This window comes from Oscillospiraceae bacterium NTUH-002-81 (genome assembly GCA_032620915.1).
In the GTDB taxonomy this organism is placed as follows: domain Bacteria; phylum Bacillota; class Clostridia; order Lachnospirales; family Lachnospiraceae; genus JAGTTR01.
The window spans coordinates 2,736,138-2,760,577 of the sequence record CP136052.1; the positions used below are offsets into that span (position 1 = coordinate 2,736,138).

General features: G+C 51.3%; 16 protein-coding genes, 1 pseudogene and 1 other annotated feature. Of the genes and pseudogenes, 3 read left to right on the top strand and 14 right to left on the bottom strand.

The genetic code is table 11. The features are described from left to right. The first annotated feature begins 246 nt into the window (after positions 1-246). The gene (locus RJD28_13545) at positions 247-3,771 is read left to right on the top strand and encodes a DUF1533 domain-containing protein (GenBank protein WNV57290.1); all 3,525 of its coding nucleotides are present in this window, start codon (positions 247-249) and stop codon (positions 3,769-3,771) included. A 432-nt stretch (positions 3,772-4,203) separates the two neighbouring features. Here the strand turns inward: RJD28_13545 and RJD28_13550 are convergent, their stop codons facing one another. Continuing rightward, positions 4,204-4,626 carry an Hsp20/alpha crystallin family protein gene (locus RJD28_13550; protein ID WNV57291.1) on the bottom strand — a complete coding sequence of 141 codons (423 nt, stop codon included), beginning with the start codon at positions 4,624-4,626 and terminating at the stop codon, positions 4,204-4,206. A 270-nt stretch (positions 4,627-4,896) separates the two neighbouring features. Beyond that, positions 4,897-6,147, bottom strand: a complete 1,251-nt coding sequence (locus tag RJD28_13555; GenBank protein WNV57292.1) for a chloride channel protein — start codon at positions 6,145-6,147, stop codon at positions 4,897-4,899. 203 nt (positions 6,148-6,350) lie between these two features. Continuing rightward, positions 6,351-6,637: a binding site (T-box leader), on the top strand. Between the two features lie 78 nt (positions 6,638-6,715). On the opposite strand from RJD28_13555, the gene RJD28_13560 reads away from it, so the two are divergent. Continuing rightward, positions 6,716-7,933 (top strand): pyridoxal phosphate-dependent aminotransferase, encoded by a 1,218-nt coding sequence (locus RJD28_13560; GenBank protein ID WNV57293.1) that lies wholly within the window; start codon positions 6,716-6,718, stop codon positions 7,931-7,933. Between the two features lie 95 nt (positions 7,934-8,028). Here the strand turns inward: RJD28_13560 and RJD28_13565 are convergent, their stop codons facing one another. From RJD28_13565 to RJD28_13580, 4 genes and pseudogenes are all read right to left on the bottom strand, one after another. Beyond that, positions 8,029-10,140 (bottom strand): glutamine synthetase III, encoded by a 2,112-nt coding sequence (locus RJD28_13565; GenBank protein WNV57294.1) that lies wholly within the window; start codon positions 10,138-10,140, stop codon positions 8,029-8,031. 224 nt (positions 10,141-10,364) lie between these two features. Next, positions 10,365-12,483: pseudogene (locus RJD28_13570) on the bottom strand (glutamine synthetase III). A 320-nt stretch (positions 12,484-12,803) separates the two neighbouring features. Next, entirely contained in the window at positions 12,804-13,211 is a 408-nt protein-coding gene (locus RJD28_13575) for a DUF3592 domain-containing protein (GenBank protein WNV57295.1), read from the bottom strand. A gap of 144 nt (positions 13,212-13,355) precedes the next feature. Beyond that, complete coding sequence (locus RJD28_13580) at positions 13,356-13,727, bottom strand: hypothetical protein (protein ID WNV57296.1); 372 nt, start codon at positions 13,725-13,727, stop codon at positions 13,356-13,358. Between the two features lie 550 nt (positions 13,728-14,277). Here RJD28_13580 and RJD28_13585 point away from each other — a divergent pair. Beyond that, the gene (locus RJD28_13585; protein WNV57297.1) at positions 14,278-14,649 is read left to right on the top strand and encodes a hypothetical protein; all 372 of its coding nucleotides are present in this window, start codon (positions 14,278-14,280) and stop codon (positions 14,647-14,649) included. Between the two features lie 92 nt (positions 14,650-14,741). Here RJD28_13585 and fba read toward each other — a convergent pair whose 3' ends face one another. The 8 genes from fba to RJD28_13625 form a co-directional block, all read right to left on the bottom strand. Next, positions 14,742-15,605, bottom strand: a complete 864-nt coding sequence (fba, locus tag RJD28_13590) for a class II fructose-1,6-bisphosphate aldolase (protein ID WNV57298.1) — start codon at positions 15,603-15,605, stop codon at positions 14,742-14,744. A 103-nt stretch (positions 15,606-15,708) separates the two neighbouring features. Further along, positions 15,709-16,758 carry a galactose ABC transporter substrate-binding protein gene (locus tag RJD28_13595; GenBank protein ID WNV57299.1) on the bottom strand — a complete coding sequence of 350 codons (1,050 nt, stop codon included), beginning with the start codon at positions 16,756-16,758 and terminating at the stop codon, positions 15,709-15,711. A 10-nt stretch (positions 16,759-16,768) separates the two neighbouring features. Next, positions 16,769-17,785, bottom strand: coding sequence for a substrate-binding domain-containing protein (locus RJD28_13600; protein ID WNV57300.1), 1,017 nt, complete (start codon positions 17,783-17,785; stop codon positions 16,769-16,771). Next, positions 17,782-19,596 carry a sensor histidine kinase gene (locus RJD28_13605; GenBank protein WNV57301.1) on the bottom strand — a complete coding sequence of 605 codons (1,815 nt, stop codon included), beginning with the start codon at positions 19,594-19,596 and terminating at the stop codon, positions 17,782-17,784. The genes RJD28_13600 and RJD28_13605 overlap by 4 nt, the downstream gene beginning before the upstream one ends. A 12-nt stretch (positions 19,597-19,608) precedes the next feature. Next, positions 19,609-21,282: a response regulator gene (locus tag RJD28_13610; GenBank protein ID WNV57302.1), complete on the bottom strand. Its 1,674-nt coding sequence runs from the start codon at positions 21,280-21,282 to the stop codon at positions 19,609-19,611. 16 nt (positions 21,283-21,298) lie between these two features. Next, a complete protein-coding gene (locus RJD28_13615; GenBank protein WNV57303.1) occupies positions 21,299-21,592 on the bottom strand; it encodes a hypothetical protein in 294 nt (97 codons plus the stop codon). Positions 21,593-21,870: 278 nt separating this feature from the next. Then, positions 21,871-22,860: a beta-methylgalactoside transporter gene (locus RJD28_13620; GenBank protein WNV57304.1), complete on the bottom strand. Its 990-nt coding sequence runs from the start codon at positions 22,858-22,860 to the stop codon at positions 21,871-21,873. Positions 22,861-22,873: 13 nt separating this feature from the next. Further along, the gene (locus tag RJD28_13625) at positions 22,874-24,385 is read right to left on the bottom strand and encodes a sugar ABC transporter ATP-binding protein (GenBank protein WNV57305.1); all 1,512 of its coding nucleotides are present in this window, start codon (positions 24,383-24,385) and stop codon (positions 22,874-22,876) included. Positions 24,386-24,440: the final 55 nt, after the last annotated feature.

Consider the following 24,440-nt stretch of genomic DNA (forward strand, 5'->3'; position numbering starts at 1 on the left):
ATCCTATTTACTTTCTACAGGCTGCAAGCATGGCTCTGATCGGTATGGCATTTTAAAATGAGAACTTTTCTCAGTATCTTCTTATTGAGAAAATGTCACGCTTTCCCACATTGACACAAAAATATCACAATGGTAAAATCTCCCAGTTAGGGTTAGCACAGCCTAACATTTCTGTGTTTCCGTCTGCAAAACCAGCCATGTTCAGGACTGCTTTCCCAAGACAAAATAACAAAGGAGAGGACCATTATGAGAAAACACTACCACCGCTTTGCTGCGTTTCTGCTTTCGGCAGTAATGATACTGTCCACGGCATTTGGCTCAGCAAGCACCGTTTTGGCGGCAGACGCTCCGCCTACAACGATCACCAACTGTGAAGTTACCGGCTATTTTCCTGAAATTCTGAATCTAGGGTTTGATGATACAACCTGGACAAGTGCAATTACTTCCGTCACAGTAAACGGAACTCCCTTTTCCAAAGGATCGCCTTCTTTCGGAGGCAGTGAAAACCTCTGGGAAACCGGAACCACATACGGCAGTGAAAACTATCACGCCTTAAAAATTGTAAACAACAACATTTCTTATCCGGCAACCATCGTAATCTCCGCAGACAATTACGAGGATCTGACCGTTAATGTCACCAAAAATGCATCTGTATATCCTTACGTTTACACAGCTTCTATTGTAGGCGGAGAAACACCCACAGAGCCAGACGAGAAGCCATCTTACACAGTGACGGTTGCCACTACTGAAAACGGAACGGTATCTGTGGATAAAACATCTGCAAAAGAGGGAGAGACCGTCACCGTAACGACAGAACCCGCCGAAAATTATACACTGGATGCCATCAGCGTTGCAGACAGCACAGGTGCCTCGGTTTCCGTAAGTGAAAATGCCTTCACCATGCCGGCATCCAATGTTACGGTAAGTGCAGCGTTCAAAAGCACTGCTCCGGTAACCCCTTCTGAGGATGCCAAGATTTCTCTTGATCAGATTTCCGTCACCTCCGATTGGGGCGACTACAACTGGCTTTTCACCTTCGGAGATGCAGCAGACTACGTTTCCAAGATCACTGGTGTTTCCGTGAACGGCACAGCCTGGAAAGCACAGACATACAAGCCTTCCTCCGGCGGTGCTTATTATCCCAATACCAATGACCAGCAGCTGATATTTTGCGTAGACAGCTACGGAACCATCCCTGCGATAAAAGATGGCGATGTGCTTACCATCACAGCTGACGGTTATCAGGCACTGACTTTCAAAATATCCATTGATGACAATGGAAAGCTTACCGTTTCCGAGGCTGGCTCAACAGATCCTTCTACTCCTACCGAGCCTTCTGAGGACAAAGAAATCACCCTTGCCCAGGTATCCGTTTCTCAGGACTTCTTCGGCAATGACTGGTATTTCACTTTCGCAAACGCCGATGATTATGTTTCCAAAATCAAAGAAATCACTGTCAACGAAACCGTATGGGAAAAGAAAAACAACAGTGTTTCCAGCGGCGGCGCTTACCGCGCCAACGCTTCCGAAAACCGCCTGGAGTTTTCCGTAAAGGATTTTTCTCCCAGCCCGGTGATCGGCGTGTTAAAGAGCGGCGATGTGATTACCATTACAGCCGACGGGTACAAGCAGCTGACCTTTAAAATGGTCATCGATACCAACGGCAAAGTATCCCTTGTAGAAGATGACGGACAGGGTGATCCTTACCAGCTCCATGTAAAAATCGTAGGCAACTTTGAATCCGCTTTCGTCGGACAGAAAAACTACGATGGCATCAGCGGCGCATCTCAGTCTGTCAATGCAAGCAAAAACAGCAATGTTACCGTCTTTGGCGCACTGACAGAAAAGGATGTGGAACCCACTGACGATGACTGGGAAGAACTTGACGCTTCCTCCTCCGGCCATACGCTCAATATTAACGGAAGCAAATGCAAAGTAAATATTGTCCCTGATACGGAAAATGGAACTTCCGCAGAAAGCAGCAGTGGTATGGCTGGTGTTTTCATGCCTGCAATCAGCAGCGCTTTAACCTTAGACGGAACGCCAAAAGATCCCGGTACTTATCTGATTTCCATTGATATTACCGACGACCAGGGCCGTACTGCTACCAGTAACGCACTTCCGTTCCGTATTTATGCCGGAGATGAGAAGCTGGCAGACCGTCTCGTACTGGAAAATCTCACCCAGACCCAGGACGGCAAATATATGTGGAATATCATGGAGCCCTGGTCCATCAGCGCTTTTGGCAGCAATGTAGCCGGCGAAGACGAAAGCGTTCGCGTACCGGCTGAAGTGAAAGCATGGTACGGCTCCAATACCAGCGGTACTTATGGATTCCTTGGTTATGACATTCCCTGGGCAGATGTCCAGAAAGGCAACATTCCCCAGACGTTATACATTCCTGCAGGCTGTGATCTGACCTTCGTCAATATGGAAATCCTCAGCAGTGTGAAGATCGTCGTGGAAAACGGTGGAAAACTGAATTTAATGGATTCTACTGTACAAGGTATCATCGAAGTAAAAAATGGCGGCACGTTCTCTATGAACTACGATTCCTTTAATAAGGACTTCGTAACAGGCGCTTCTATCTGCGGACAGCTTCGTCTGGAAGATGGCGCGACTCTGGAAAATGCTGCAATCTATTCCCACAGCAATTACCTGGCAAACGGAGACCTGGTAGATCGAAATATTTCTGATCCTGTTGTCTCTGCTACAGGAAATATTGCAGTAAAAGGCATCGTTGCTATCAAGGGCGAAGATGACGGTCCCGGCATTGGTCAGATGGGTCTCCGTATAAAGGACGGAACCCTCACTTTAGAAGAGGGCGCTACGCTGGTTGCGATTGGCGGCGAAGGAAACATCAACAACAATGACGGTGGAACTGCCCTTGACTTAGATAACGCTACGATTACAGGCAAAGGCAAACTGGTCGGCATCGGCGGCAGCGTGCTCTTCGGAAACGGCGGCACAGCGATCACCGGCAACGGTACGATTTCCACCAAAGAAATCTTCCTGCGGGGCGCAACAGCTTCCGGCAACAGCAACCCGGGAAAAGCTGCTGACAGCAATGTAAAGATCCTCAGCCCGAATCAATCCGTGGAAAACGGCCAGCAGAAGGAACTTGGCAGTAATGATCCCCTCGCAGATCTGTACTGGAAAACAGGCAGTAGTCCCCTTCCGCCGCTGGCAAAATACACCACCAGCCCTGTGCCGACCTTCACGGTTACTTACACGGACGGCGTAGATGGCGAGGAAATCTTCGCTGATCAGGTATACAGCGATCTGGTGACCGGTGCAGATACCCCTGCTTATAACGGAACCCCCGCACGGGAAGGCTACACCTTCAAGGGCTGGGATCCGCAGGTAGCCGCTACGGTATCCGCAAATGCTACTTACACCGCACAGTGGGAGAAAAACACCAATCCTGAAAATCCGAGCAACCCGTCAAACCCGAGCAATCCGGCGAACCCAAGCAATCCGACGAACCCGAGTAACCCGTCCAATCCCAGCAACCCGAGCAATCCCAGCAACCCGAGCAATCCGAGTAATCCGTCCAATCCGACAACGCCTTCCGAGACAACGGATAACGGCGGACATCACCACTCCGGCAGCTCTGACAACACTGCTGCGGAACAGACGACAACCACCAGCAGCACAGCAGTCAAGACCGGCGACGAAAGCCCTGTTCTTCTGCTGACACTGCTCCTGCTGGCAGCCGCAGTGCTTACCGGTATGGTGGCTTACAGAATCCGCAGACGGAACTATAAATAAAGAGCAAACCTAACAGATAAAAGAGCATATCGCAACGCTCTATGCAACTGCTTCAAGATATCATGCAGCTGATAAGGCGTACCAAAGGGATCTGATCCATATCGGAATCAGATCCCTTTTTCTGACTTTTTCCTGCATTTCAGCAAATAAACGTAATTACATATAAAGAAATATTTTTATATCTCTATCTCTCTTTTCATTTTCTTTCATCTCTGTTTTTACTATATCAGTCGTTGTAAACAAAATCATTTCTTTGTCGTTTTTCTGTTTTATTTTGCATAATTTTATGCAATTATCTCGCATTTTCATCTCACCATAGGATGTAATTTTCTATTACAAAAAAAGAGCACCGGAATCTCCTTCCAATGCTCTTTGCTGTATTTCTTTTCAGGTATTCACCATGTCTTTTATCATTTGCGGTAATCGACTGTCTTACTCAATGGCGATGTATTTCTTCTTCTCCTCAATCTTCTTGGACGGCAGCTTCGGGAATACCAGCCGCAGAATGCCATCCTGGTAAGCGGCATGGATATCTTCCTGCTCTACCCCTTCTCCCACATAGAAGCTTCTCTGACACGTTCCGTGATAGCGCTCCTGGAAAATATAGTTGCTGCCCTCGCCTCTGTTCTCCTGGCTCTTCTTCTCCGCCCGGATGGTCAGATAACCGTCCGCCAGCTCTGCCTTGATATCCTCCTTGGCAAATCCCGGCAGATCCATGTCCAGGATGTAATTGCCATCCTTCTCCTGCACATCAGTCTTCATCAGCGTGTTGCTGAAATCTCTTCTCCCTGAAAATGGTGTATCAAAAAAGTCATCAAATAATCCTAATCCATATGTTTTGCTCGGCACTAACATAAAAACTACCTCCTTCGCCGTTTTTTGTTCTATATGTACTATATCATATATTGTTTTCTCTGTCAATAAAGCCCTTGATGTTCACAATTTATTCATTTTTATTTCAAAAAACATTCATGAACGCAACACGATTTCTTCATTTCTCTCCCATATAATAATAGCATAGAAACAAAGAAAGACCTCTTCAAGTAATACTTTTTAAATAAACTTTTTCATAATAAATGCCAGGTAAGCAGCTTACCTGGCATCCTCCCTTTCTCGGGATATTTTCTATTTACTCTTCCGATTGATGAACTCCGTTTTTACCTTGGAATACATGATCTTCTGGTCGTGATACAGGCTGTAATAGCCGGACAGCATATAGCTGATGGACACGGCGATGGCATAATAGAGCATGCCCTCGAAGCCAAACATTTCAAAACTGATGAGCAGCGTGGAGATCGGGCAGTTGGTGACGCCGCAGAACACCGCCGCCATGCCTGCCGCACCGTACAGCGCCGGAGACAGCCCCAGCATCTGGCCGAACAGGGCGCCAAAAGTGGCGCCCACGCAGAAGGACGGCACGATCTCTCCGCCTTTGAAACCGCAGCCCAGGGTAATGGCGGTCAGGATCATTTTCAAAAGAAAGGCCTCCGGCCGCACTTCTCCCTCCAGCGCCCGCTCGATCAGCGGAATGCCTGCACTGGAGTAATCCTGGGTGCCAAGAAGCAGGGTGATGGCCAGAATCAGTGCGCCGCCCACCGCCGCTTTCACGTACGGATTGGAAAATTTCTTAAACTGTGCGCCTACCTGATGGAGCATGACACAAAATACAATGCTGATGATGGCACAAAGGATACCCAGCAGTACGGCTGCCCCTGCCGTTGTTCCGGTAAATTCCGGAACCTCCAGCACCGGAAAAGCCTCCGGCTGCATACCAAAATACAGTGCCAGACGGGATGCCACGATGGATGCGCAAACACAGGGCACCAGCGCTGCATAGTGCATGATACCCACGCTGGCCACCTCCATGGGGAAAACAGCTGCCGCCAGCGGCGTGCCAAACAGCGCAGAGAAAGCGGCACTCATACCGCACATGACCATGAGACCCCGGTCTTTATCATCAAACCGGAACCAACGGCCCAGCTGCTCGCCGATACTGCCGCCCAGCTGCAGTGCCGCCCCTTCCCGGCCGGCAGAACCGCCCACCAGATGGGTGATGAGTGTGGACACGATGATCAGCGGCGCCATATAGAGGGGTACCTCTTCCTTGGCATGGATGGCTTCCAGCACCAGGTTCGTTCCCCGGGGATTATATACATGAAACAGGTGGTACAATCCAATGATGGCCACGCCGCCCACCGGCAGCAGCCAAATGATCCATGGGTGTGCCGCCCGGCAGCCATTGACAAAGGTCATGCCCTTGCCGAACAGGACGCCCACCAGTCCTACCAGCACACCGGTGATCCCGGCCACGATGAGCCATCGGATCATGCCCAGCAGATTTTCCAGAAATTCCTGCAGATCTTCTTTCGTAAACATTCCGTTTACCCCCTCTCATATCCTAGAATAGCATACCCGCGTTTTTCTGTCAAAACTTCCGTTCTTTGTTTCGCATCTTCCGAAATACTCTTTATTTTTTTCTGTCGTCGCATGTGAATTTCATGATTTTTTCTTTTTCATATATGGAAGCAAAGTTTTTCCTGTTGATTTTCTTTTTCTCCTGTGCTAATATAAGGCAAACGAAAAAGGCAGTGAAGAGAAGAAGTACCCATATGCAGACGCTTCAGAGAGAAGGCGGACGCTGCGAGCCTTTGCAAAACATATGGGGAAGCAGTCTTGGAGCTTTGGACCGAGCGGAACGCGCTTGCCGCCTTACATTTGCAGGCAGCCGATCCGGGTAGACTTCAACGGGTATTCCTCCGTTATCAGGAAACGGTATCACCCATGTGTGCACCATGGACGTACCGGCTAAGCGCAGAGATTTTTCTCTGAATTCAGGTGGTAACACGGATCAATATTCGCCCTGAGCAGTCAACAGACCGCTCGGGGTTTTCTTTTTTACACGCCATTTTCGCAGGTATTCTAAAAAGTAAAGGAGTTCTTTATTATGAAAAATTTTAAAAAATCCTCAAAACTCGACCATGTTTGTTATGATATCCGCGGGCCGGTGATGGACGAGGCAAACCGTCTCATCGCCCAGGGCTGCGAAATCCTGAAGCTGAATATCGGCAACCCGGCCCCGTTTTCGCTGATGGCGCCGGAATTTATCCCGGAGCAGATGACGTCTTCTCTTTACGCCTCAGAGGGCTACTCGGATTCCAAGGGCATTCTGCCCGCCAGAGAGGCCATTGCCGCTTACTGCGCCAAGAAAGGCATTGTGGACGTTACCTCGGACGACGTGTATACCGGCAACGGCGTCAGCGAGCTGATCACCATGGTGATGCAGGGGCTCCTGGACAGCGGCGACGAGGTGCTGCTGCCCGCCCCGGATTACCCGCTGTGGACAGCTTCCGTGGTACTGGCTGGCGGCACAGCTGTCCATTATATCTGCGATGAATCCTCCAACTGGTACCCGGACATCGAGGATATGCGCCGGAAAATCACGCCAAACACCAAGGCCATCGTCATCATCAACCCGAACAATCCCACCGGCGCCATGTATCCGCCGGAGGTGCTGGAAAAGATTGCCCAGCTGGCAAGAGAGCACGGCCTGATCCTGTTTTCCGATGAGATTTACGACCGGCTGGTGATGGATGGCAAAAAGCACACGTCCATCGCTTCCCTGGCACCGGATGTGTTCACCATCACCATGAACGGTCTGTCCAAATCCCACCGGGTAGCCGGTTTCCGTATCGGCTGGATGTGCTTAAGCGGCCCGAAAGACCATGTGAAAGACTACATCGAAGGCCTGAACCTGCTGTCCTCCATGCGGCTCTGTTCCAACGTACCTGCCCAGCAGATCGTTGCTCCGGCCCTGGAATCCTGGCCCGAGGAAGACCCGGTACTACTGCCCGGCGGCCGCATTTACGAGCAGCGAAAAGTCATCACCTCCATGTTAAACGATATCCCCGGTGTCAGCGTTACGCACCCGGATGCAGCTTTTTACGTGTTCCCGAAGCTGGACGTGAAACGGTTCGGCATCACCGACGATGAGCAGTTTGTGCTGGATTTTCTCCGGGAAAAACATGTGCTTCTCGTCCACGGCGGCGGCTTCCACTGGCCCAACCCCGATCACTTCCGTATCGTGTATCTGCCGGAGGTATCCGTGCTGGAGCGCTCCATGCAGAAGCTGGGAGAATTCCTGGACGGGTATCATCAGTATTAAGAATAGCAAAACAGCAGTGCAACCCCGATCTGTGTCGGAACTGCACTGCTGTTTCTCACTTTTCTATACTTTTTCTTTCGGAGGGTTTGCAAAAATTATACTTCGAAAATCAGATCGCCGTAGGACGGAAGCGGCCATACCTTCTTGTCTACGATGGTTTCCAGCTTGTCAGCAGGTGCTCTTAAGGCTTCCATGCCGGCTTTCACCTCATCTTTGTAGAAGAATGCCTGTTCCTTCGGATCTGCGATGGCTACTGCTTTCTCATCCAGTTCCATCAGTTTCTCTCTTGCTGTCTTCATCTCAGCCAGCAAACCGGAAATCTCAGCCAGCAGTTCTTTCTGGGCAGTTGCCTCTACACCGGCGTTCTTGCATGCTACCACAGCGTCTGCCAGGGTGCCTGTGTATCCTGCCACAGCCGGGATCAGCTGTTTGCCGGAAATGTTGATCATGGACAGTGCCTCGATGTTGATGGACTTGGAGTAGGTCTCGTACAGTACTTCCTCTCTGGATTCCAGCTCAGCTCTTGTGAAGATGCCGAATTTCTCAAACAGCTTCACAGCCTTGTCTGTGGTCAGTGTCTCGGTTGCCTCTACCATGGACTTGATGTTGGGCAGGCCGCGGCGCTCTGCCTCTGCCACCCACTCATCGGAGTAACCGTTGCCGTTGAAGATGATCCGCTGATGCTCTGTCAGGTATTTCTTGATCAGATCATGGACAGCCACATCGAAGTCCTCTGCCTTTTCCAGCTCGTCTGCTGCCTCGCAGAAGGCTTCTGCAACGATGGCGTTCAGTGTGGTGTTGGGGCTTGCGATGGAATCTGCGGAGCCAACCATACGGAACTCAAACTTGTTGCCGGTGAATGCAAACGGCGATGTCCGGTTACGGTCGGTAGCGTCTTTGTTCAGATCCGGCAGGGTTCTGACACCGGTCTGCAGCTTGCCGCCCTCCAGGCAGTTCTTTGCTTCGCCTGTCTCTACCAACTGTTTTACCACATCCTCCAGCTGCTCGCCCAGGAAAATGGAAATGATGGCCGGCGGTGCCTCGTTGGCACCCAGTCTGTGATCGTTTCCTACGTCGGAAGCCGACTGACGCAGCAGATCTGCGTGAATGTCAACGGCCTTGATGATGCATGCCAGAACAAGCAGGAACTGGATGTTTGCATTGGGGGTATCGCCCGGATCCAGCAGGTTTACACCGTTGTCGGTGCCGATGGACCAGTTGTTGTGCTTACCGGAGCCGTTCACACCTGCGAAAGGCTTCTCATGCAGCAGGCAGGTCAGGTCATGGCGGGTTGCCACTTTTTTCATGGTCTCCATAACCAGCTGGTTGTGGTCAACGGCGATGTTGGCGTCGTTGTAGATCGGCGCCAGCTCATGCTGTGCCGGTGCCACCTCATTGTGCTGTGTCTTGGCAGAGATGCCCAGCTTCCACAGCTCAATGTTCAGGTCTTTCATGTAAGCGCCCACACGCTCCTTGATGGTACCAAAGTAATGGTCTTCCATCTCCTGGCCCTTGGCTGCCGGCGCGCCGAACAGGGTGCGACCGGTGTATACCAGGTCTTTTCTCTTTAAATATTTCTCACGGTCAACCAGGAAGTACTCCTGCTCCGGTCCGACGGAAGCGGTGACCTTGGTTGCCTCTGTGTTGCCAAACAGGCGGACGATACGCAGTGCCTGCTCGCTCAGTGCCTCCATGGAACGAAGCAGCGGGGTTTTCTTATCCAGCGCTTCTCCCTTGTAGGAACAGAATGCAGTGGGAATGCACAGGATCACGCCTGCCGCATCTTTTTTCAGGAATGCCGGGGAAGTGCAGTCCCAGGCTGTATAGCCTCTTGCCTCGAAGGTGGCACGTAAACCGCCGGAGGGGAAGGAGGAAGCATCCGGCTCGCCCTTGATCAGCTCTTTGCCGGAGAACTCCATGAGCATCTTGCCCATGGCATCCGGGTTTGTGATAAATGCGTCATGCTTTTCTGCGGTGATGCCGGTCAGCGGCTGGAACCAGTGGGTGTAATGGGTTGCTCCGTTCTCCACTGCCCAGTCCTTCATTGCCTTTGCCACCACGTCTGCGGTTGCCAGAGACATCTCTCCGCCGCAGTCCATGATCTGTTTTACTTCCTGGAATACTTTCTTCGGCAGACGCTCCTTCATCTTGCCCAGGGTAAAGACCTGTTCTCCAAAGATCTCTTCTACGTTCAAAACTTCACTCATATGCTTCCATCCTTTCTCTGACCTTATTCTTTTCCTATGAATCAGAAAAGGACGCTCCATCTCTTCGAAATGGAACGTCCTCGTTCAGTCATGTATTAACTTGCTTCTAAACATACTCTCATTTTTCAGAAATTGCAAGCAAAAATTAGGATTTTCGTATTTTTTATGCAATTCTGTTATAAAATGCGCATTCAGATACTCTCATATAAGTAAAATTGCCGATTTTATACTTCAAACAGCATATCTCCGTAGGACGGCATGGGCCACAGTGCCTTGTCCACGATCATTTCCAGCTTGTCCACAGGGCTTCGCAGCGCCTCCATGGCAGGGTTGACCTCCTTGCGGAAATAGAGCGCCCGATCCTTGCCCTCGGCGATGCCGGAGGCTTCCTCTGTCACCTGGGTGAGCTTTTTCAGCGCATCCCTTGTCTCCCGGAGCAGGTCAGATACCGCACAGAGCATCTCCTCCTGCACACTGGTGTCTGCTGCCGCGCAGGCGGAACGCACCTCGTTGACGGAATGTGCCAGGTTGGCCGCATACTGGACAGCCACCGGCAGGATCTGCTTGCTGGCAATGTCGATCATGGCTCTGGCTTCGATGTTCAGCGCCTTGGCGTAAGCCTCGTATTTGATCTCCTGGCGGGAATACAGCTCAGCCTCGGTGAGCACGTGGAACTTCTCGAACAGGTCAATGGTCTTCTGCTCGGTCAGGTAGGGGATCGCATCCACCATGCAGGTGATGTTGGGCAGGCCTCTGCGGGCAGCCTCTTCCACCCACTCGTCGGAGTAGCCGTTGCCGTTGAATACGATCCGATAGTGCTCGGATGCATATTTTTTGATGAGATCATGGACAGCCTCATGGAAATTTTCCTCCCCGGCAGCCTCAATCACATCGCAGGCATCACAGAACGCGCCTGCCACGATAGTGTTCAGCACCACATTTGGAGAAGCGATGGAATCCCGGGAGCCCACCATACGGAATTCGAATTTATTGCCGGTAAAGGCAAAGGGCGATGTCCGGTTCCGGTCGGTGGCATCCTTCGTAAAGCCCGGCAGCGTCTTGACGCCGGTGCGCAGCTTCTCGCCGTGCATGCTGTGGGTCGCCTCGCCGGTGCTCATGAGCTGGCAGAGCACATCCTCCAGCTGCTCGCCCAGATAAACGGAAATGATGGCCGGGGGTGCCTCGTTGGCACCCAGACGGTGATCGTTGCCCACATCCGCTGCGGACTCCCGCAGCAGGGCTGCATACTCATCCACCGCTTTCAGGATACAGGTCAGCACCAGCAGGAACTGGATGTTCTCATGGGGCGTCTTGCCCGGCTCCAGCAGGTTGATGCCGTCATCCGTGGTCAGTGACCAGTTGTTATGCTTGCCGGAACCGTTGACCCCGGCAAAGGGGTTTCTCATGGAGCAGGCAGTGCAGACCGTGCCGGTAGGCCACATTTTTCAGCGTTTCCATCACCAGCTGATTGTGGTCAACGGCCACGTTGCACTGGGCATAAATGGGCGCCAGCTCATGCTGTCCCGGCGCCACCTCGTTGTGCTGGGTCTTGGCCGATACCCCCAGCTTCCACAGCTCCTCGTTCACATCCCGCATGAAATCCATGATCCGGTCCCGGATAACGCCGAAATAGTGGTCATCCAGCTCCTGGCCTTTCGGCGGCATGGCGCCAAACAGCGTCCGGCCCGCAAATACCAGGTCTTTTCTCTTCAGGTATTTCTCCCGGTCGATGATGAAATACTCCTGCTCTGCGCCCACAGACGGTGTTACCCGCCGGGAGGTGGTGTTGCCAAACAGACGGATCAGCCGCAGGGACTGTTTGTTGATGGCTTCCATGGAACGTAAAAGCGGCGTCTTCTGATCCAGCGCCTCGCCCTTATAAGAGCAGAACGCCGTGGGAATGTACAGGGTGCCGCCCTTCTCATCTGTTTTCACAAACGCCGGAGAGGTACAGTCCCATGCCGTATAGCCTCTGGCCTCAAAGGTGGCACGAAGGCCGCCGGACGGGAAGGAGGAGGCATCCGGCTCGCCCTTGATCAGCTCCTTGCCGGAAAACTCCATGAGCACCTTGCCGTTCTCCTTGGGTGCAGACAGAAAGGCGTCATGCTTCTCTGCCGTCGCCCCGGTCAGCGGCTGGAACCAGTGAGAATAGTGGGTCGCCCCCTTCTCGATGGCCCATTCCTTCATCTCATGGGCGATCACATCCGCCATGGCCGCATCCAGCTCACCGCCCTCTCTGATGATCTGCTTTAACTGCGCATACACCTTCTTGGGCAGCCGCTCCTGCATCACCGCATCGTCAAACACATTTTCCCCGAAAATTTCCGTAATACTACTCTGCATGCCTGTATTCCTCTCCTATGGTATCTTTTTACTTCTTTTCCGTGTTTTTTATAACCTGATATAAGAATACACTCCATATATGCAAAAATCAAGTAATCATTTCTACTGTCCGCACAGAACGGTTTTATTCCACCAGATAAGCAATATCTCCCGTTTTCATAATCTCAATTACAGGGATTTCAGATCAATCTTGTATTCAGCAGAACCTAATAAATTTCAATGGTTTCTGCCAGATCTTTCGCTGCAACATCCTTCTTTACTGCTTTTTTACGAATGGAGTGGCAATCCGGAAAAATGGAGAATTTCGAACAGAAATATGCTTATCTTATGACATAAAAAGCAATGCTTCCAAGAATCAGAGCCAGGACTATAAGTCCAATCCCAACTCCCATAAAGATTTTCTGCAGAAGCATTCGTTTTTCACCGGGACAATAAAACTCTTCTGGGTTATTTGGATTAATAAAAATGGATACCTTCTCTCCCACTGTTACTTCCGGCTTTGCAGTTCCAACAAAGGCTTTTTTTCTGATTGTTATGCCGTTAATGACATATTCGTAAATGGGAAACCATGATGCAATTTTCGCCTCATATTCGGTAGAACTGGAATTATTGATGGTTTCTTTTTGTATATCAATAATGGTTGCGATAACTGCCTGTGTGCAGACAAAGTATTTTCTTTTGTTGGCAAAATATAGTCCAATTCCTATACAAAGAAAAATAAGCCCCATAAGGGTAAATCCAAAATCACCTGACCGTTATCCATTTTTATGACAGGGATATTAAAATATTGAGGATTTTAATTTTTGCAGTTTCTCTTTTGCCAATTTATCAGGAACATCCTTATTCATCATCCAGCCAGGATACATCTTGTCTCAATCATTGTTTTTTATTTGAACATTGTTGCTTTTTAATGTTTGCAACAGTTTGTCATAATTATCGGAAAGGGCATCCACTGTTATCAATTTCTTTCCATTTTTATGATACAAGGTCAGCTGTTGCTTCTTCCCAATCATAACCTTTCCAATTTCAGGAATCATAATCTTTTTTGGCCGATGAAACAGCCGGTGTATTTCCATCTGCTTTCCGTCTACGACTATCCTCCATCTCTCAGCCCATATTGCTATTGCCAACCCGATAGTTGCAAAAATGATTGAAAAGTTAAGATGACCAATGGTAACGGTTGGATTTCCGGTCCGATAAAAGAATAAAAATACGCAAAATAAAAATATTCCAAGTCCAAACATGGTAAGATATACATATTTTAAGGCTGATGGAATTTTTTAAAATATAATAGTTACCATTGCCGATGAGATTGCTATTTATATGCTTGCGCCTATTCAAGTATTCGAGAAGAAGACTGATCAGGCACATGGAGACTACATATCCGATATATTTTGCCATAACGTTTTCCCCCAGACGTTTTTCTTTTAATATGTCATATTTTTCGGTCTTTAGCAATCAAAAAAAATAGCCGCCCGCTTTTCAATCATTTTCTCAGATGCAGATAATCAACACTATACCACACTTCCGGGAGAAAGCTATTCAGCAGATCTACTGAAATGACCGGACAGATACTGTGCAACCTGATTACTGTTTCCAAATATTAGAAAAGCAGCAGAAACTTGACTTTTAATCGTTGTTCCTGCTGCTCATAGCATTCTTTATATTTAGTTCAGATTCAAGCTTTTTACCCAGTCCTGAACCTCTTCTTCTGATGCATTAGAAGAAAATCTCTTTCCTTCCTGCCAGTCGCCGGTTCCTGCCAACTCTGCCAGCAGTGTACCGCTCTGGCCCATGCCTGAGGAAGCTGAAGTTGCAAACGGGATCATGCGAAATCCAGATACCCTGGAACTTCTGGGTTTTGCTCCCATTTTTGATTCCGGAAATTCCATGTTCTACAACGTGCCTTATGAAGGGCTGAAAAAAGTGCGAATCACTGAGCTAAAAACGCATTCCTTTATTGAACGTGAGATCAAATTGTTACAGTATGTTATGGATCGTTCCCTCGTTGATCTTGAAAAAATAGAAATGGATTTTTCCATCTATGAGCAGGATATTTATGAACAACGGGTTCGCATCCCAGTGATAAAAGAATTATTTCAAAGAAAAATGGAACTTCTGGATCTGTTTCAAAATGGCCGCGACATCTGGAAAACGAGAAAATAGAATCCTTTTTTTTTAATAGCAACCAAAAAGACAGGCGCACCCTGACGATACGTCTGTCTTTCTCTTTATTCGTTATCCGTTTATCCTTCGTTTCACGCCTTATTGGCAGAACCGAACAGCTCGATCTTCTCTTTTACCTTGTCCACGATGGCTGCAGCGCCGGGAGCCAGGAGCTTTCTCGGGTCAAAGCCCTTGCCCTGCTGATCCTTGCCTGCCTCGATGTACTTTCTGGTCGCCTCTGCGAATACAAGCTGGCACTCGGTGTTTACGTTGATCTTGGCAACGCCCAGAGAGATGGCCTTTTTGATCATGTCATCCGGGATACCGGTACCGCCGTGCAGTACCAGCGGCATATCGCCGGTCTTCTGTTGGATCTGATCCAGTGTCTCGAAGCTTAAGCCCTTCCAGTTGGCTGGGTATACACCGTGGATGTTGCCGATGCCTGCTGCCAGCATGGTTACGCCCAGATCTGCGATAGCCTTGCACTCGTTGGGATCAGCTACCTCGCCCATACCGATGACGCCGTCTTCCTCGCCGCCGATGGAGCCAACCTCTGCCTCCAGGGACATGCCCTTCTCGTTGCAGATCTTCACCAGTTCCTTGGTCTTCTCAATGTTCTCCTCGATGGGATAATGAGAGCCGTCGAACATGATGGAGGAGAAACCTGCCTCGATGCACTTGTAGCATCCTTCGTATGTGCCGTGATCCAGATGCAGCGCTACCGGAACGGTGATGCCCATCTCGTCCACCATAGCCTCTACCATGGCTGCCACTGTCTTGAATCCTGTCATATATTTTCCCGCGCCCTCAGAAACACCGAGGATGACCGGGGAATTGCATTCCTGTGCTGCCTGGAGCACAGCCTTTGTCCACTCCAGATTGTTGATGTTAAACTGTCCTACCGCATACTTGCCGGCTTTTGCTTTCTGAAGCATGTCTTTTGCTGATACTAACATATGATACCTCCATGAAGTTTTTTTTCCTGCTATAAGTATTGCTTGTTACAAACGTCATTATAACCCATTTCGAGGAAAAAAGATACTTGTTTTTACTGTGTTTTCATTCCTTTTTCAGACGGATTTCTTCCAGATTTGCATAGGTGACCTGCTCGTAGGGCAGGCGGATGTATTTGCCGTCCTGCAGCGTAAATTCATCGGAAAGCGGCGTGTCCGTGCCGATGGAAAAGGCCAGCGCCAGCATGGCCCGCGCCTGTCCCTTCGCATCGTTTAAAACGGTGCCGTAGAGCTCGTGCCTGTCCACCGCATCCAGTGCCACATCGGTGCCGTCGATGCCCACCACCAGCGGCCAGTGCTCCACGTCGCTCTCCTTCAGGGCATCAATGGCCCCCAGCGCCATATCGTCGTTGTTGGCAAATACCACTTCTATCTCGTCCCTGTAGCTCTCCAGCCACTGGGACATCTTCGTCTGCGCCTGGCCCCGGTTCCAGTTGGCGATCTCATCCGCCAGCCGGTCCACCGCAATACCGCTTTCCGTCACGGCCTTCAGGGCATACTCTGTCCGCACCAGCGCATCCTGGTGCCCGGCCTCGCCCTCCAGGATCACATACTGCAGCTTCCTGTCGCCGTTCCGATCCACCGCTTCCATGTCCTCCGCGCAGGCGTCCGCCACCAGCTGTCCTTCCATAAGACCGGATTCCAGGGCATCTGCCCCCACGTAATAAAGCTTATCCCAGCGCTGCAGATCCTCTCCCACCAGCTCCCGGTTGAAGAAGATCACCGGCGTGTCGGCATTTTTCGCCTTGTCAATGATAGTGGAAGCATCTGTCCGGTCCACCAGGTTGACACAGAGGATATCGTAATCGCTGTCGAGGAAATCCTGCACCTGGTCGTTCTGGGTAAGCTGGCTGTGACCGGCGTTGACCACCTCCATCGTGATCTGGATGTTGGTCTCCTGCTCCAGATTTTTCAGCTCCGCCGCCATATCCGTCATCATTTCCGCAAGGAAGGTGTCGTACTGGTCATACACACTCACTCCGATTTTCAGGGAAGTGACCGTGTCCGCATTCTGGCTGCCGCCGCACCCGGTGAGCAGTCCTGCTGCCAGCAGTGCCGCTGCCGCCCCTGCCATCTGTCTTCTCTGTTTTCTCATCGCATCCTCCTTACTGCACGATCGGGAACAACAGCCGCTGTAAATCCGGCTCGTACATGGTTTTCCTGTCCGCTCTGTAAAATTCTGTCGTCATGGCCGGATCCGCGTCTGTGCCTGCTTCGGGCTGGCGTTCCAGCGTATCCACCATTCGGTTCAGCCCCGCATAGCCGATGCGGAATTCGTTGGGAAAAACGATGCCGCTGATCCAGCCCTGATCCAGATAATACACGATCTTGTCCGTGGCGCCGATGCCGTACAGGGGCTGCCAGGAGCCAAAGGTCTCATGCCCTGCCATGTTCGTTCCGCCCTCCGCCTCCAGTTTTTCAAAGGCATCCAGCACCGCTTCCAGAGAAGTGGCATCCATGGCGGTCACCACCGTTCCACGGCCCTCCTGGCGGTACATTTTGGCAATGTACAGGGACAGGCCATAGTCTCCCTCGCCCCGCTGCCAGCGTCTAACATCGGCACTGTCTCCTATGGCATCCAGAAATCCATCCTGCCGCCGGCTGACACTGGAGCGTTCCGTAAACTCATCGATGAGGCTGACCGTCCTGCCGGGATAGGTTTCTTTCACAAATTCTCCCAGTGCTTTTCCCATCTCGTAATCGTCCGCTGCCAGACAGCCCAGCGTTTTGGCATTGTCCTCCACGTCCGTTTCCAGCATGAGCACCGGCACCTGCCCTGCCGCCTCCGCCACCGTCTGGTTCAACGCCGTGCTGTCACAGGCCGCCAGCAAAATGCCGTCGGCGCCGTTGCGGATCTCCTGATTGACCACCCGGATCTGCTCCTGGGGATCTGCCTCCTGGGCCATGGCCGAGAAGCTTAATTCCACCGGCAGCTCCGAAGCGCCCTGGTTTAAGCCCTCCCGCAGAAAAGCCCACCGGTCCCGGTTGTTGCCGTAGACGATGACGGAAATCTGATATTTCTGCCTGGGTGTTGCATCGCTGTTCAGATACCCGGACATGACTGCGCCGAGAAATACAAACAGCGCCAGCGCCGCCATGAGAATTCTTGTCCGTCTGCTCATCCCAGTCCCTCCCTTCCGATCTCATCCGTATAGGGAATGTCCGGCAGATGGATCCGTACCGTGGTGCCCTCGTCCGGCTCGCTCTCGATCTCCAGCCCGTACGCCTCCCCGAAATGCAGGCGGATGCGCTGGTGCACGTTCATCAGGCCGATGCCGGAGCCGCGTTTGCGCACCCGGCTGCCCTCGGTGAGCAGCTGGCGCACCGTCTCCTCCGGCATGCCCAGGCCATTGTCCGTCACTTCCAGATAAATATCCCCGTCTTTGCGGTAGCCGCGGATGAGGATTTCGCCGTCGTCATCCATGGATTCCATGCCATAGTAAATGGAATTTTCCAGCAGCGGCTGTACCACCAGCTTCACGGTACAGCAGTCCAGAATGCTTTCCTCCACTTCTGTGCGCACCTCGAACCGGTTCTTGTACCGGAGCTTCTGGATGCTCAGATAGTTCTGGGCATGCTCCAGCTCACTGCGGATGGGAATGATATTTCTGCCCTTGCTCAGGCTGATGCGGAACAGGCTGGCCAGCGAGGTTACCATTTTGATGGCCTCCTCATACCGCTCACACTCCACCATCCACACGATGGAATCCAGCGTATTATACAGGAAATGGGGGTTGATCTGGGACTGCAGCGCATCCATCTCGCTGCGCCGCTTGGCCTCCTGCTCCACCACGATGTCGTCCATCAGCTTGCGCATCTGGTTGACCATGGACTGGATGCTGTGGCCCAGGCTCTCGATCTCATAGGAACCGCCCACATAAATGGCCCGGGTCAGATCCCCTTGTTCCTCCAGCTGCTTCACCGACTGCTCCAGCCGCTGGATCGGTGTGGCGATCTTGGACGATACGATGCTGTTGACCATGAGCAGCACCAGCATGAAAAAGACGATGAGCATGACTGCGAAAAAACGCACCTGAATGGTGCTGCTGGTGTATTCGCTCACCGGCGTCACGCTGACCACCTTCCAGCCTGTATAACCCACGGTTTTCACGATGATCACCCGCTCCTCGCCGTCATATTTCTCCGTATAGCTTCCATCCTGATGGGAAGCAGCCACCTGGTTGCTCTCCTCCAGCATATTCGTGTTCAGCAGGTTCTGCCTGGGATGATAAATGATCTCACCGTCACTGTCCATCAGATACACGTAGCCCCGGTTGGCGCTGGTATTCACCTTGGCAAACAGCTGCTCAATACCGCTGAAATTCATATCTACCAGCAAAATGCCCCGGCTGGTGCGGCCACCGGTGTTCAGCTCTACCACCCGGCTCAGGGAAATGACCCAGTAATAGCGGTAGCTGTTTTCCTCAAACAGATTCTGCACATGAGGAATGGAAAAATGCAGGTTCTCAATCTTGGCATCCGCCGCCCGGAACCAGTCCTGGGACGTCACATCCACCTGCCGTTTCAGGTTGGACACCGGGGAAGCGCTGATGAGTTCGCCATCCGCCGTAAAGCAGGCGATGCTGATGAGGCTGTCCTTGTTGGCCTCATACAAAAAACTCATCTGGGCATCCAGGGTATTTTCCTTCAGGTCAGTTTTCTTGATGCCCGCATAATACATCGTGTCCGATACCCGCATCATATTGCGGATGTACGTCTCCGTACTCAGGCAAACCTGATCCATCAGCTTCTTGTTGTCCTCAGTGGCCAGCTCTCTTGTGTTGGCCGCGAACCGGGCATACAGGCTTCCGCCCAGCAGCGCCATGCCCAGGATCGTGACCACAGAAAAAGAAATGGTCAGCAGCAGCTGAATGCTGCGCTCCCGGTAAATACTTACGATTTTTTCACAAAACTTCCGGTATCGTTCTCTCATGGCCCGTCCTGTCTATTTTTCTTCTTTTGTTTTTCCCGTCCGGTATTTGGAAGGGGAAATGCCGTATTGTTTCTTGAACACGTAGCTGAAATAATTGGGCTCCGTGTAGCCCACCTTGGCCGCGATGACGTACGTCTTGTCCTCCGTGGTCTGCAGGAGCTCCACCGCCCGCTCCATCCGCACATTGGTCACATAGGCCACGAAGGTGGTGCCCAGCTCCTTTTTGAACAGGGTGGAAAAATAGGTGGGGCTGACGTTTAACGCCGAGCAGATGCCCTCCACCGACAGGTCGCTTTCCTGATAGTTGTCCTGCACGTACTGGATGGCCCGTTCCATGATGGCCTTGGTGGAATCCGCCCGCTCCCGGCGGATGGCGTGGCGCACCTTCATACAGATGTCCAGCATCCAGCTGCCCACCGCCTCCGGGGAATCCAGCTGATACAGGTTCTCGTACAGGTTCGTCTTCGGCGGGAAAATCTGGTTCATGTCGATCTCGTAATTGCGCCCCAGCTTGTAGATCTCCGCCACCAGCTCCATGAGGAAAATCTGGTACTGAGACAGGGCCATCTTGGAGTTTTTCAGATTTTTGACAAACACATGGATGACGCCCTCCAGGTCTTCCCGGGTGCCCAGCTTCATTTCCCGCAAAATATCCTGCACGCTCGTCTGCTCGATATCCGGCATCGCCTCCGCTTTGGGCTCCACATCCTTGATGTAAATGGCCTGGTTGGCGTCCACCAGTACCCGGTAATCCAGCGCACTCTTGGCCTCCCGGTAGGAAATACCCAGCTTGGAGCGCTTGTCGCAGGGACTGCCGATGCCGATGGACGTGTTGGCATCCAGCACCCGTCTGGCGATCTTGCACACCTGATCCATCAGGTAAACAAAATAGGGGAACTTTTCCTCATCGTCAAACAGGGCGATGGTCACCACCCGATCCAGATAGAGGAAGGTGCGGTGGCCGATGGTGCCCGCCATATTTTCATCCAGAATCTGTTTCAGCGAAATGTTCAGAAGTCGCGCATCCGATACCGGCCCCTGGTGTTCCTTCCCGGCCGCTTCCGCATCCGCTCCGGCGCCCTCTCCTGCCCTTCCGGCAGCCTCCTCCGTGCGCTCCACCGTTCCCACGGCCACGGCGTAATGGCCCGCCTTGAATTCCATCTCATAGGAGGCCATCGTCTTGTCGATCTCCTCGTCCGGGATCCGGCCCTCCAGAAGGCCGATGAGAAACTGCTCCCGCATGATGGGTAAGCTCTCCTGATAGTAGGCGTTGAGGCGGCTCTCATTGCGCTTCTGATCGATTTCCCGGTCCAGATTTTCCCGGATCCGTTTGAATACCGTCTCCAGCTCCGCCGCGTTCAGCGGTTTTAAAAGGTATTCCTCCGCCTCCAGCTTGATGGCCTCTTTCGCATACTCAAACTCATCAAAGCCGGAAAAAATAATGACTTTGATATTTTTCAGCCGTTTTTTCAGCGCACGGCCCAGCGTCAGCCCGTCCATAAACGGCATCTTGATGTCTGTCATGACCACATCCGGGTGCAGACGCTCCGCCAGCTCCAGCGCCTCCTGCCCGTTCTCCGCAGAAGCCACCACCTGAAAGCCGATCTCCTCCCAGTTGATCTTGCGTGCGATCGCCTGGCGCACGTCTTCCTCGTCATCCACCAGCATTACCCTGTATAAGCCCATTCTCTCTTCTCTCCTGTTATTTCAGCACTGCGTAATAGACAAAAATAGCGATCAGCACGCCGATCAGTACCTTGCAGAAAATATCCACCTGCCGGTATGTGAAAGGCAGCCGGTCGTAGAAATTCTCCTTCGCCACCGTGATCGGATCGCGGTCGTCGATGTCCTCTGTGTCAGCCGTATCGTCGCCGCTTTCCATCTCTTCCTTTGGATCTGTGGGTGCTTCCATCTCCCGATCTGCCAGCGCCTCGGCCCTGTCGTTCGGTGCTGCCGCATCCTGTTTCTGTGTCATCTCTTCCTGTTCTTTTTCCATTGTGTACCCCGTTATATGAAAAATTAATTTGTTCGTTTGCTGCTTTTCAATCTCACGAACCCGCACTGTCGTGCTCTACTGCCTGCTATCGCAGGCTGTTCGTTCGATGATGGAGCAAGAAAAGTAAATGCCGCCTTCGGCGTCGCTTCCTTTTCTTTTGCTCTCATCATAGTATACCATGATTCCTCTGATCATTGCAAAAAAAACAGCCCAGACATACAATTTCTGCATGTCCGGACTGTTTTATTTCTATGATGGAATTTCGTATGAAGCAAATCTTATTTCTTAGCCAGGTATTTCCGAAGGTCAAGTGCTACTGCAACGATGATGACGAGACCCTGTACAATGTACTGGAAGGAAGTATCGATACCAAGGAACTGCATGGATACTTTCAGAAGCTCGAACACCAGCACACCGATGAGGATACCGGAGATCTTACCAACACCACCGTTGGTGGATACACCGCCGATGGTACAAGCTGCGATTGCCTCCAGCTCGTAGCCCTGTCCTGCATTTACGGTTGCGCCGCCGGCCTTTGCTGCGTACATGAAGCCGCCCAGTGCGTACAGTGCTGCTGCCAGTGTGTAGATGATGATCTTTGCTTTCTTTACGTTGACACCGGATACCTCAGCTGCGTTCTCATTACCGCCGATGGCATACATGTATTTGCCGTGTCTTGTGTAGTTGTACAGGAACCACATGCCAAAACCGATGACAAATGCGATAACGAAGAAATACGGAATGCCCAGAAGTTTACCGCTGGCTACGTTGGTGAAGCTCTTCTTGAAGCCGCCCAGCGGGGATGCACCGGTGTACACCAGGCAGATACCATATACGATAGTCTGCATACCCAGGGTGGTGATGAACGGCGGTACCTGGAAATAAGAGATTACCAGGCCGTTCAGGCATCCGAAGATGGCACAGATCACAACAGCGATGAGCAGGGCTGCCACTACCGGCACATTGCCCAGGTTCGGGAAAAACTTATCGGAATAGTCTGCCTTCTGCAGCAGGGTTCCGGAAATACAAGCGCCCAGTCCTACGATACGTCCTGCGGACAGGTCAGTACCTTTGGTGATCAGACAGCCGGATACGCCCAGGGCGATGATGAAACGAAGGGCGGTGTTGATGGAAACGTTGGAAAAGTTGTTCCATGTAAAGAAATTATCTTTCGTGATTCCCACATATAATGCCATCAGAAGAAGAATAACGATGATGGCATTGTCTAACAAAAATTTCTTGATATCAAAATTTTTGGTCTTATTCATGATGATTTCCTCCTTAATTAAACTGTGTAGCGTAATGCATGATATTTTCCTGCGTGGCTTCTTCGCCGGATACTTCGCCGGTCACACGGCCGTCGCACATGACGACGATCCGGTCAGACATTCCGATCAGCTCGGCCATCTCGGAGGAAATCATGACGATTGCCTTGCCCTGCTTTGCCAGCTCAATCATAATCTGGTAAATCTCATATTTCGCACCTACGTCGATACCACGGGTAGGCTCATCCATGATCAGGATATCCGGATCGTTGGCCAGCCATCTGGAAATGATAACCTTCTGCTGGTTACCACCGGATAAAGACTGGATCAGCGTCTTGGAGCTGGGTGTCTTGATGCTCAGCTTTGCCACGTTCTCCTGTACCAGATTTTCGATCTTTTTCAGATTCAGCTTTACGCCGTACTCCACGTATTTGTCCAGAGATGCGATGGATACGTTGTCCGCGATGGACAGCACACCGAAAATACCGGTGCCGCGGCGGTCCTCTGTGATGAGGCCGATGCCGTTGCGGATCGCATCCTGGGGTCTCTTGATTTTCAGCGGTTTTCCTTTATATATTATCTCGCCGCTGGCAACATGACGGATACCGAAGATTGCTTCCATCAGCTCGGTACGCTGTGCGCCTACCAGACCGCCCAGTCCGAGGATTTCTCCCTTTCGCAGCGTCAGGTTGACGTCCTTGAAGGATTTCGGCAGAATGCTAGTCAGTCCTTTGACTTCCAGGATCACGTCTCCCGGTACATTATCCTTCGGCGGATATACGTTCGTCAGTTCCCGTCCTACCATCTTGGCGATGATCATGTCCGTAGTCAGGTCTTTGGATTTCCATGTTCCGACGTACTGTCCGTCACGCATGATCGTTACCTCGTCGGAAATTCTTAAAATCTCATCCATCTTGTGGGAAATATAAATGATGGATACTCCCTTATCTCTTAAATCATTGATAATCCGGAATAATGCCTCTACTTCATTATCCGTCAGTGAGGATGTGGGCTCATCCATGATCACGACCTTCGCATTCATGGAAACTGCCTTTGCGATTTCTACCGACTGCATCTGGGAAATAGAAAGGGTTCCCAGCTTCGCCTTGGGATCATAAGGCATCTTGACTTCCTTCAGAAGACGATCCGCTTCCTCATACATTTTCTTGTGATCGATGACCTTCACAGGTCCGACCTTCTTCATCGGATACCGGCCGCAGAAAATATTCTCCGCGATACTTCTCTCCGGAATCGGCTGAAGCTCCTGATGCACCATGGCGATTCCCTTGTGCAGCGCATCATCCGCATTGATGATGTTCACTTTCTCACCCTGATAAATGACCTCGCCCGCATCCATCTTGTAAATACCAAACAGGCACTTCATCAGTGTGGATTTTCCCGCACCATTTTCTCCCATGAGTGCATGAACGGTGCCTGGTCTTACTTTCAGAGAAACATTGTCCAGTGCTTTTACGCCCGGGAAGCTTTTACATATCCCGCGCAGTTCCAACATGTACTCTTGTGCCATCCCTGTAACCTCCCTTATTCTCTCTCATCAAAACCGGGTGTGCGCACTGCACACC

What these genes read in the sequence shown, in the direction of transcription:
- RJD28_13545 (WNV57290.1), top strand. Translation starts at nt 247, where the DNA reads ATGAGAAAACACTACCACCGCTTTGCTGCGTTTCTGCTTTCGGCAGTA.
- RJD28_13550 (WNV57291.1), bottom strand. Translation starts at nt 4,626, where the DNA reads ATGTTAGTGCCGAGCAAAACATATGGATTAGGATTATTTGATGACTTT.
- RJD28_13555 (WNV57292.1), bottom strand. Translation starts at nt 6,147, where the DNA reads ATGTTTACGAAAGAAGATCTGCAGGAATTTCTGGAAAATCTGCTGGGC.
- RJD28_13560 (WNV57293.1), top strand. Translation starts at nt 6,716, where the DNA reads ATGAAAAATTTTAAAAAATCCTCAAAACTCGACCATGTTTGTTATGAT.
- RJD28_13565 (WNV57294.1), bottom strand. Translation starts at nt 10,140, where the DNA reads ATGAGTGAAGTTTTGAACGTAGAAGAGATCTTTGGAGAACAGGTCTTT.
- RJD28_13575 (WNV57295.1), bottom strand. Translation starts at nt 13,211, where the DNA reads ATGGGGCTTATTTTTCTTTGTATAGGAATTGGACTATATTTTGCCAAC.
- RJD28_13580 (WNV57296.1), bottom strand. Translation starts at nt 13,727, where the DNA reads ATGTTTGGACTTGGAATATTTTTATTTTGCGTATTTTTATTCTTTTAT.
- RJD28_13585 (WNV57297.1), top strand. Translation starts at nt 14,278, where the DNA reads ATGCCTGAGGAAGCTGAAGTTGCAAACGGGATCATGCGAAATCCAGAT.
- fba (WNV57298.1), bottom strand. Translation starts at nt 15,605, where the DNA reads ATGTTAGTATCAGCAAAAGACATGCTTCAGAAAGCAAAAGCCGGCAAG.
- RJD28_13595 (WNV57299.1), bottom strand. Translation starts at nt 16,758, where the DNA reads ATGAGAAAACAGAGAAGACAGATGGCAGGGGCGGCAGCGGCACTGCTG.
- RJD28_13600 (WNV57300.1), bottom strand. Translation starts at nt 17,785, where the DNA reads ATGAGCAGACGGACAAGAATTCTCATGGCGGCGCTGGCGCTGTTTGTA.
- RJD28_13605 (WNV57301.1), bottom strand. Translation starts at nt 19,596, where the DNA reads ATGAGAGAACGATACCGGAAGTTTTGTGAAAAAATCGTAAGTATTTAC.
- RJD28_13610 (WNV57302.1), bottom strand. Translation starts at nt 21,282, where the DNA reads ATGGGCTTATACAGGGTAATGCTGGTGGATGACGAGGAAGACGTGCGC.
- RJD28_13615 (WNV57303.1), bottom strand. Translation starts at nt 21,592, where the DNA reads ATGGAAAAAGAACAGGAAGAGATGACACAGAAACAGGATGCGGCAGCA.
- RJD28_13620 (WNV57304.1), bottom strand. Translation starts at nt 22,860, where the DNA reads ATGAATAAGACCAAAAATTTTGATATCAAGAAATTTTTGTTAGACAAT.
- RJD28_13625 (WNV57305.1), bottom strand. Translation starts at nt 24,385, where the DNA reads ATGGCACAAGAGTACATGTTGGAACTGCGCGGGATATGTAAAAGCTTC.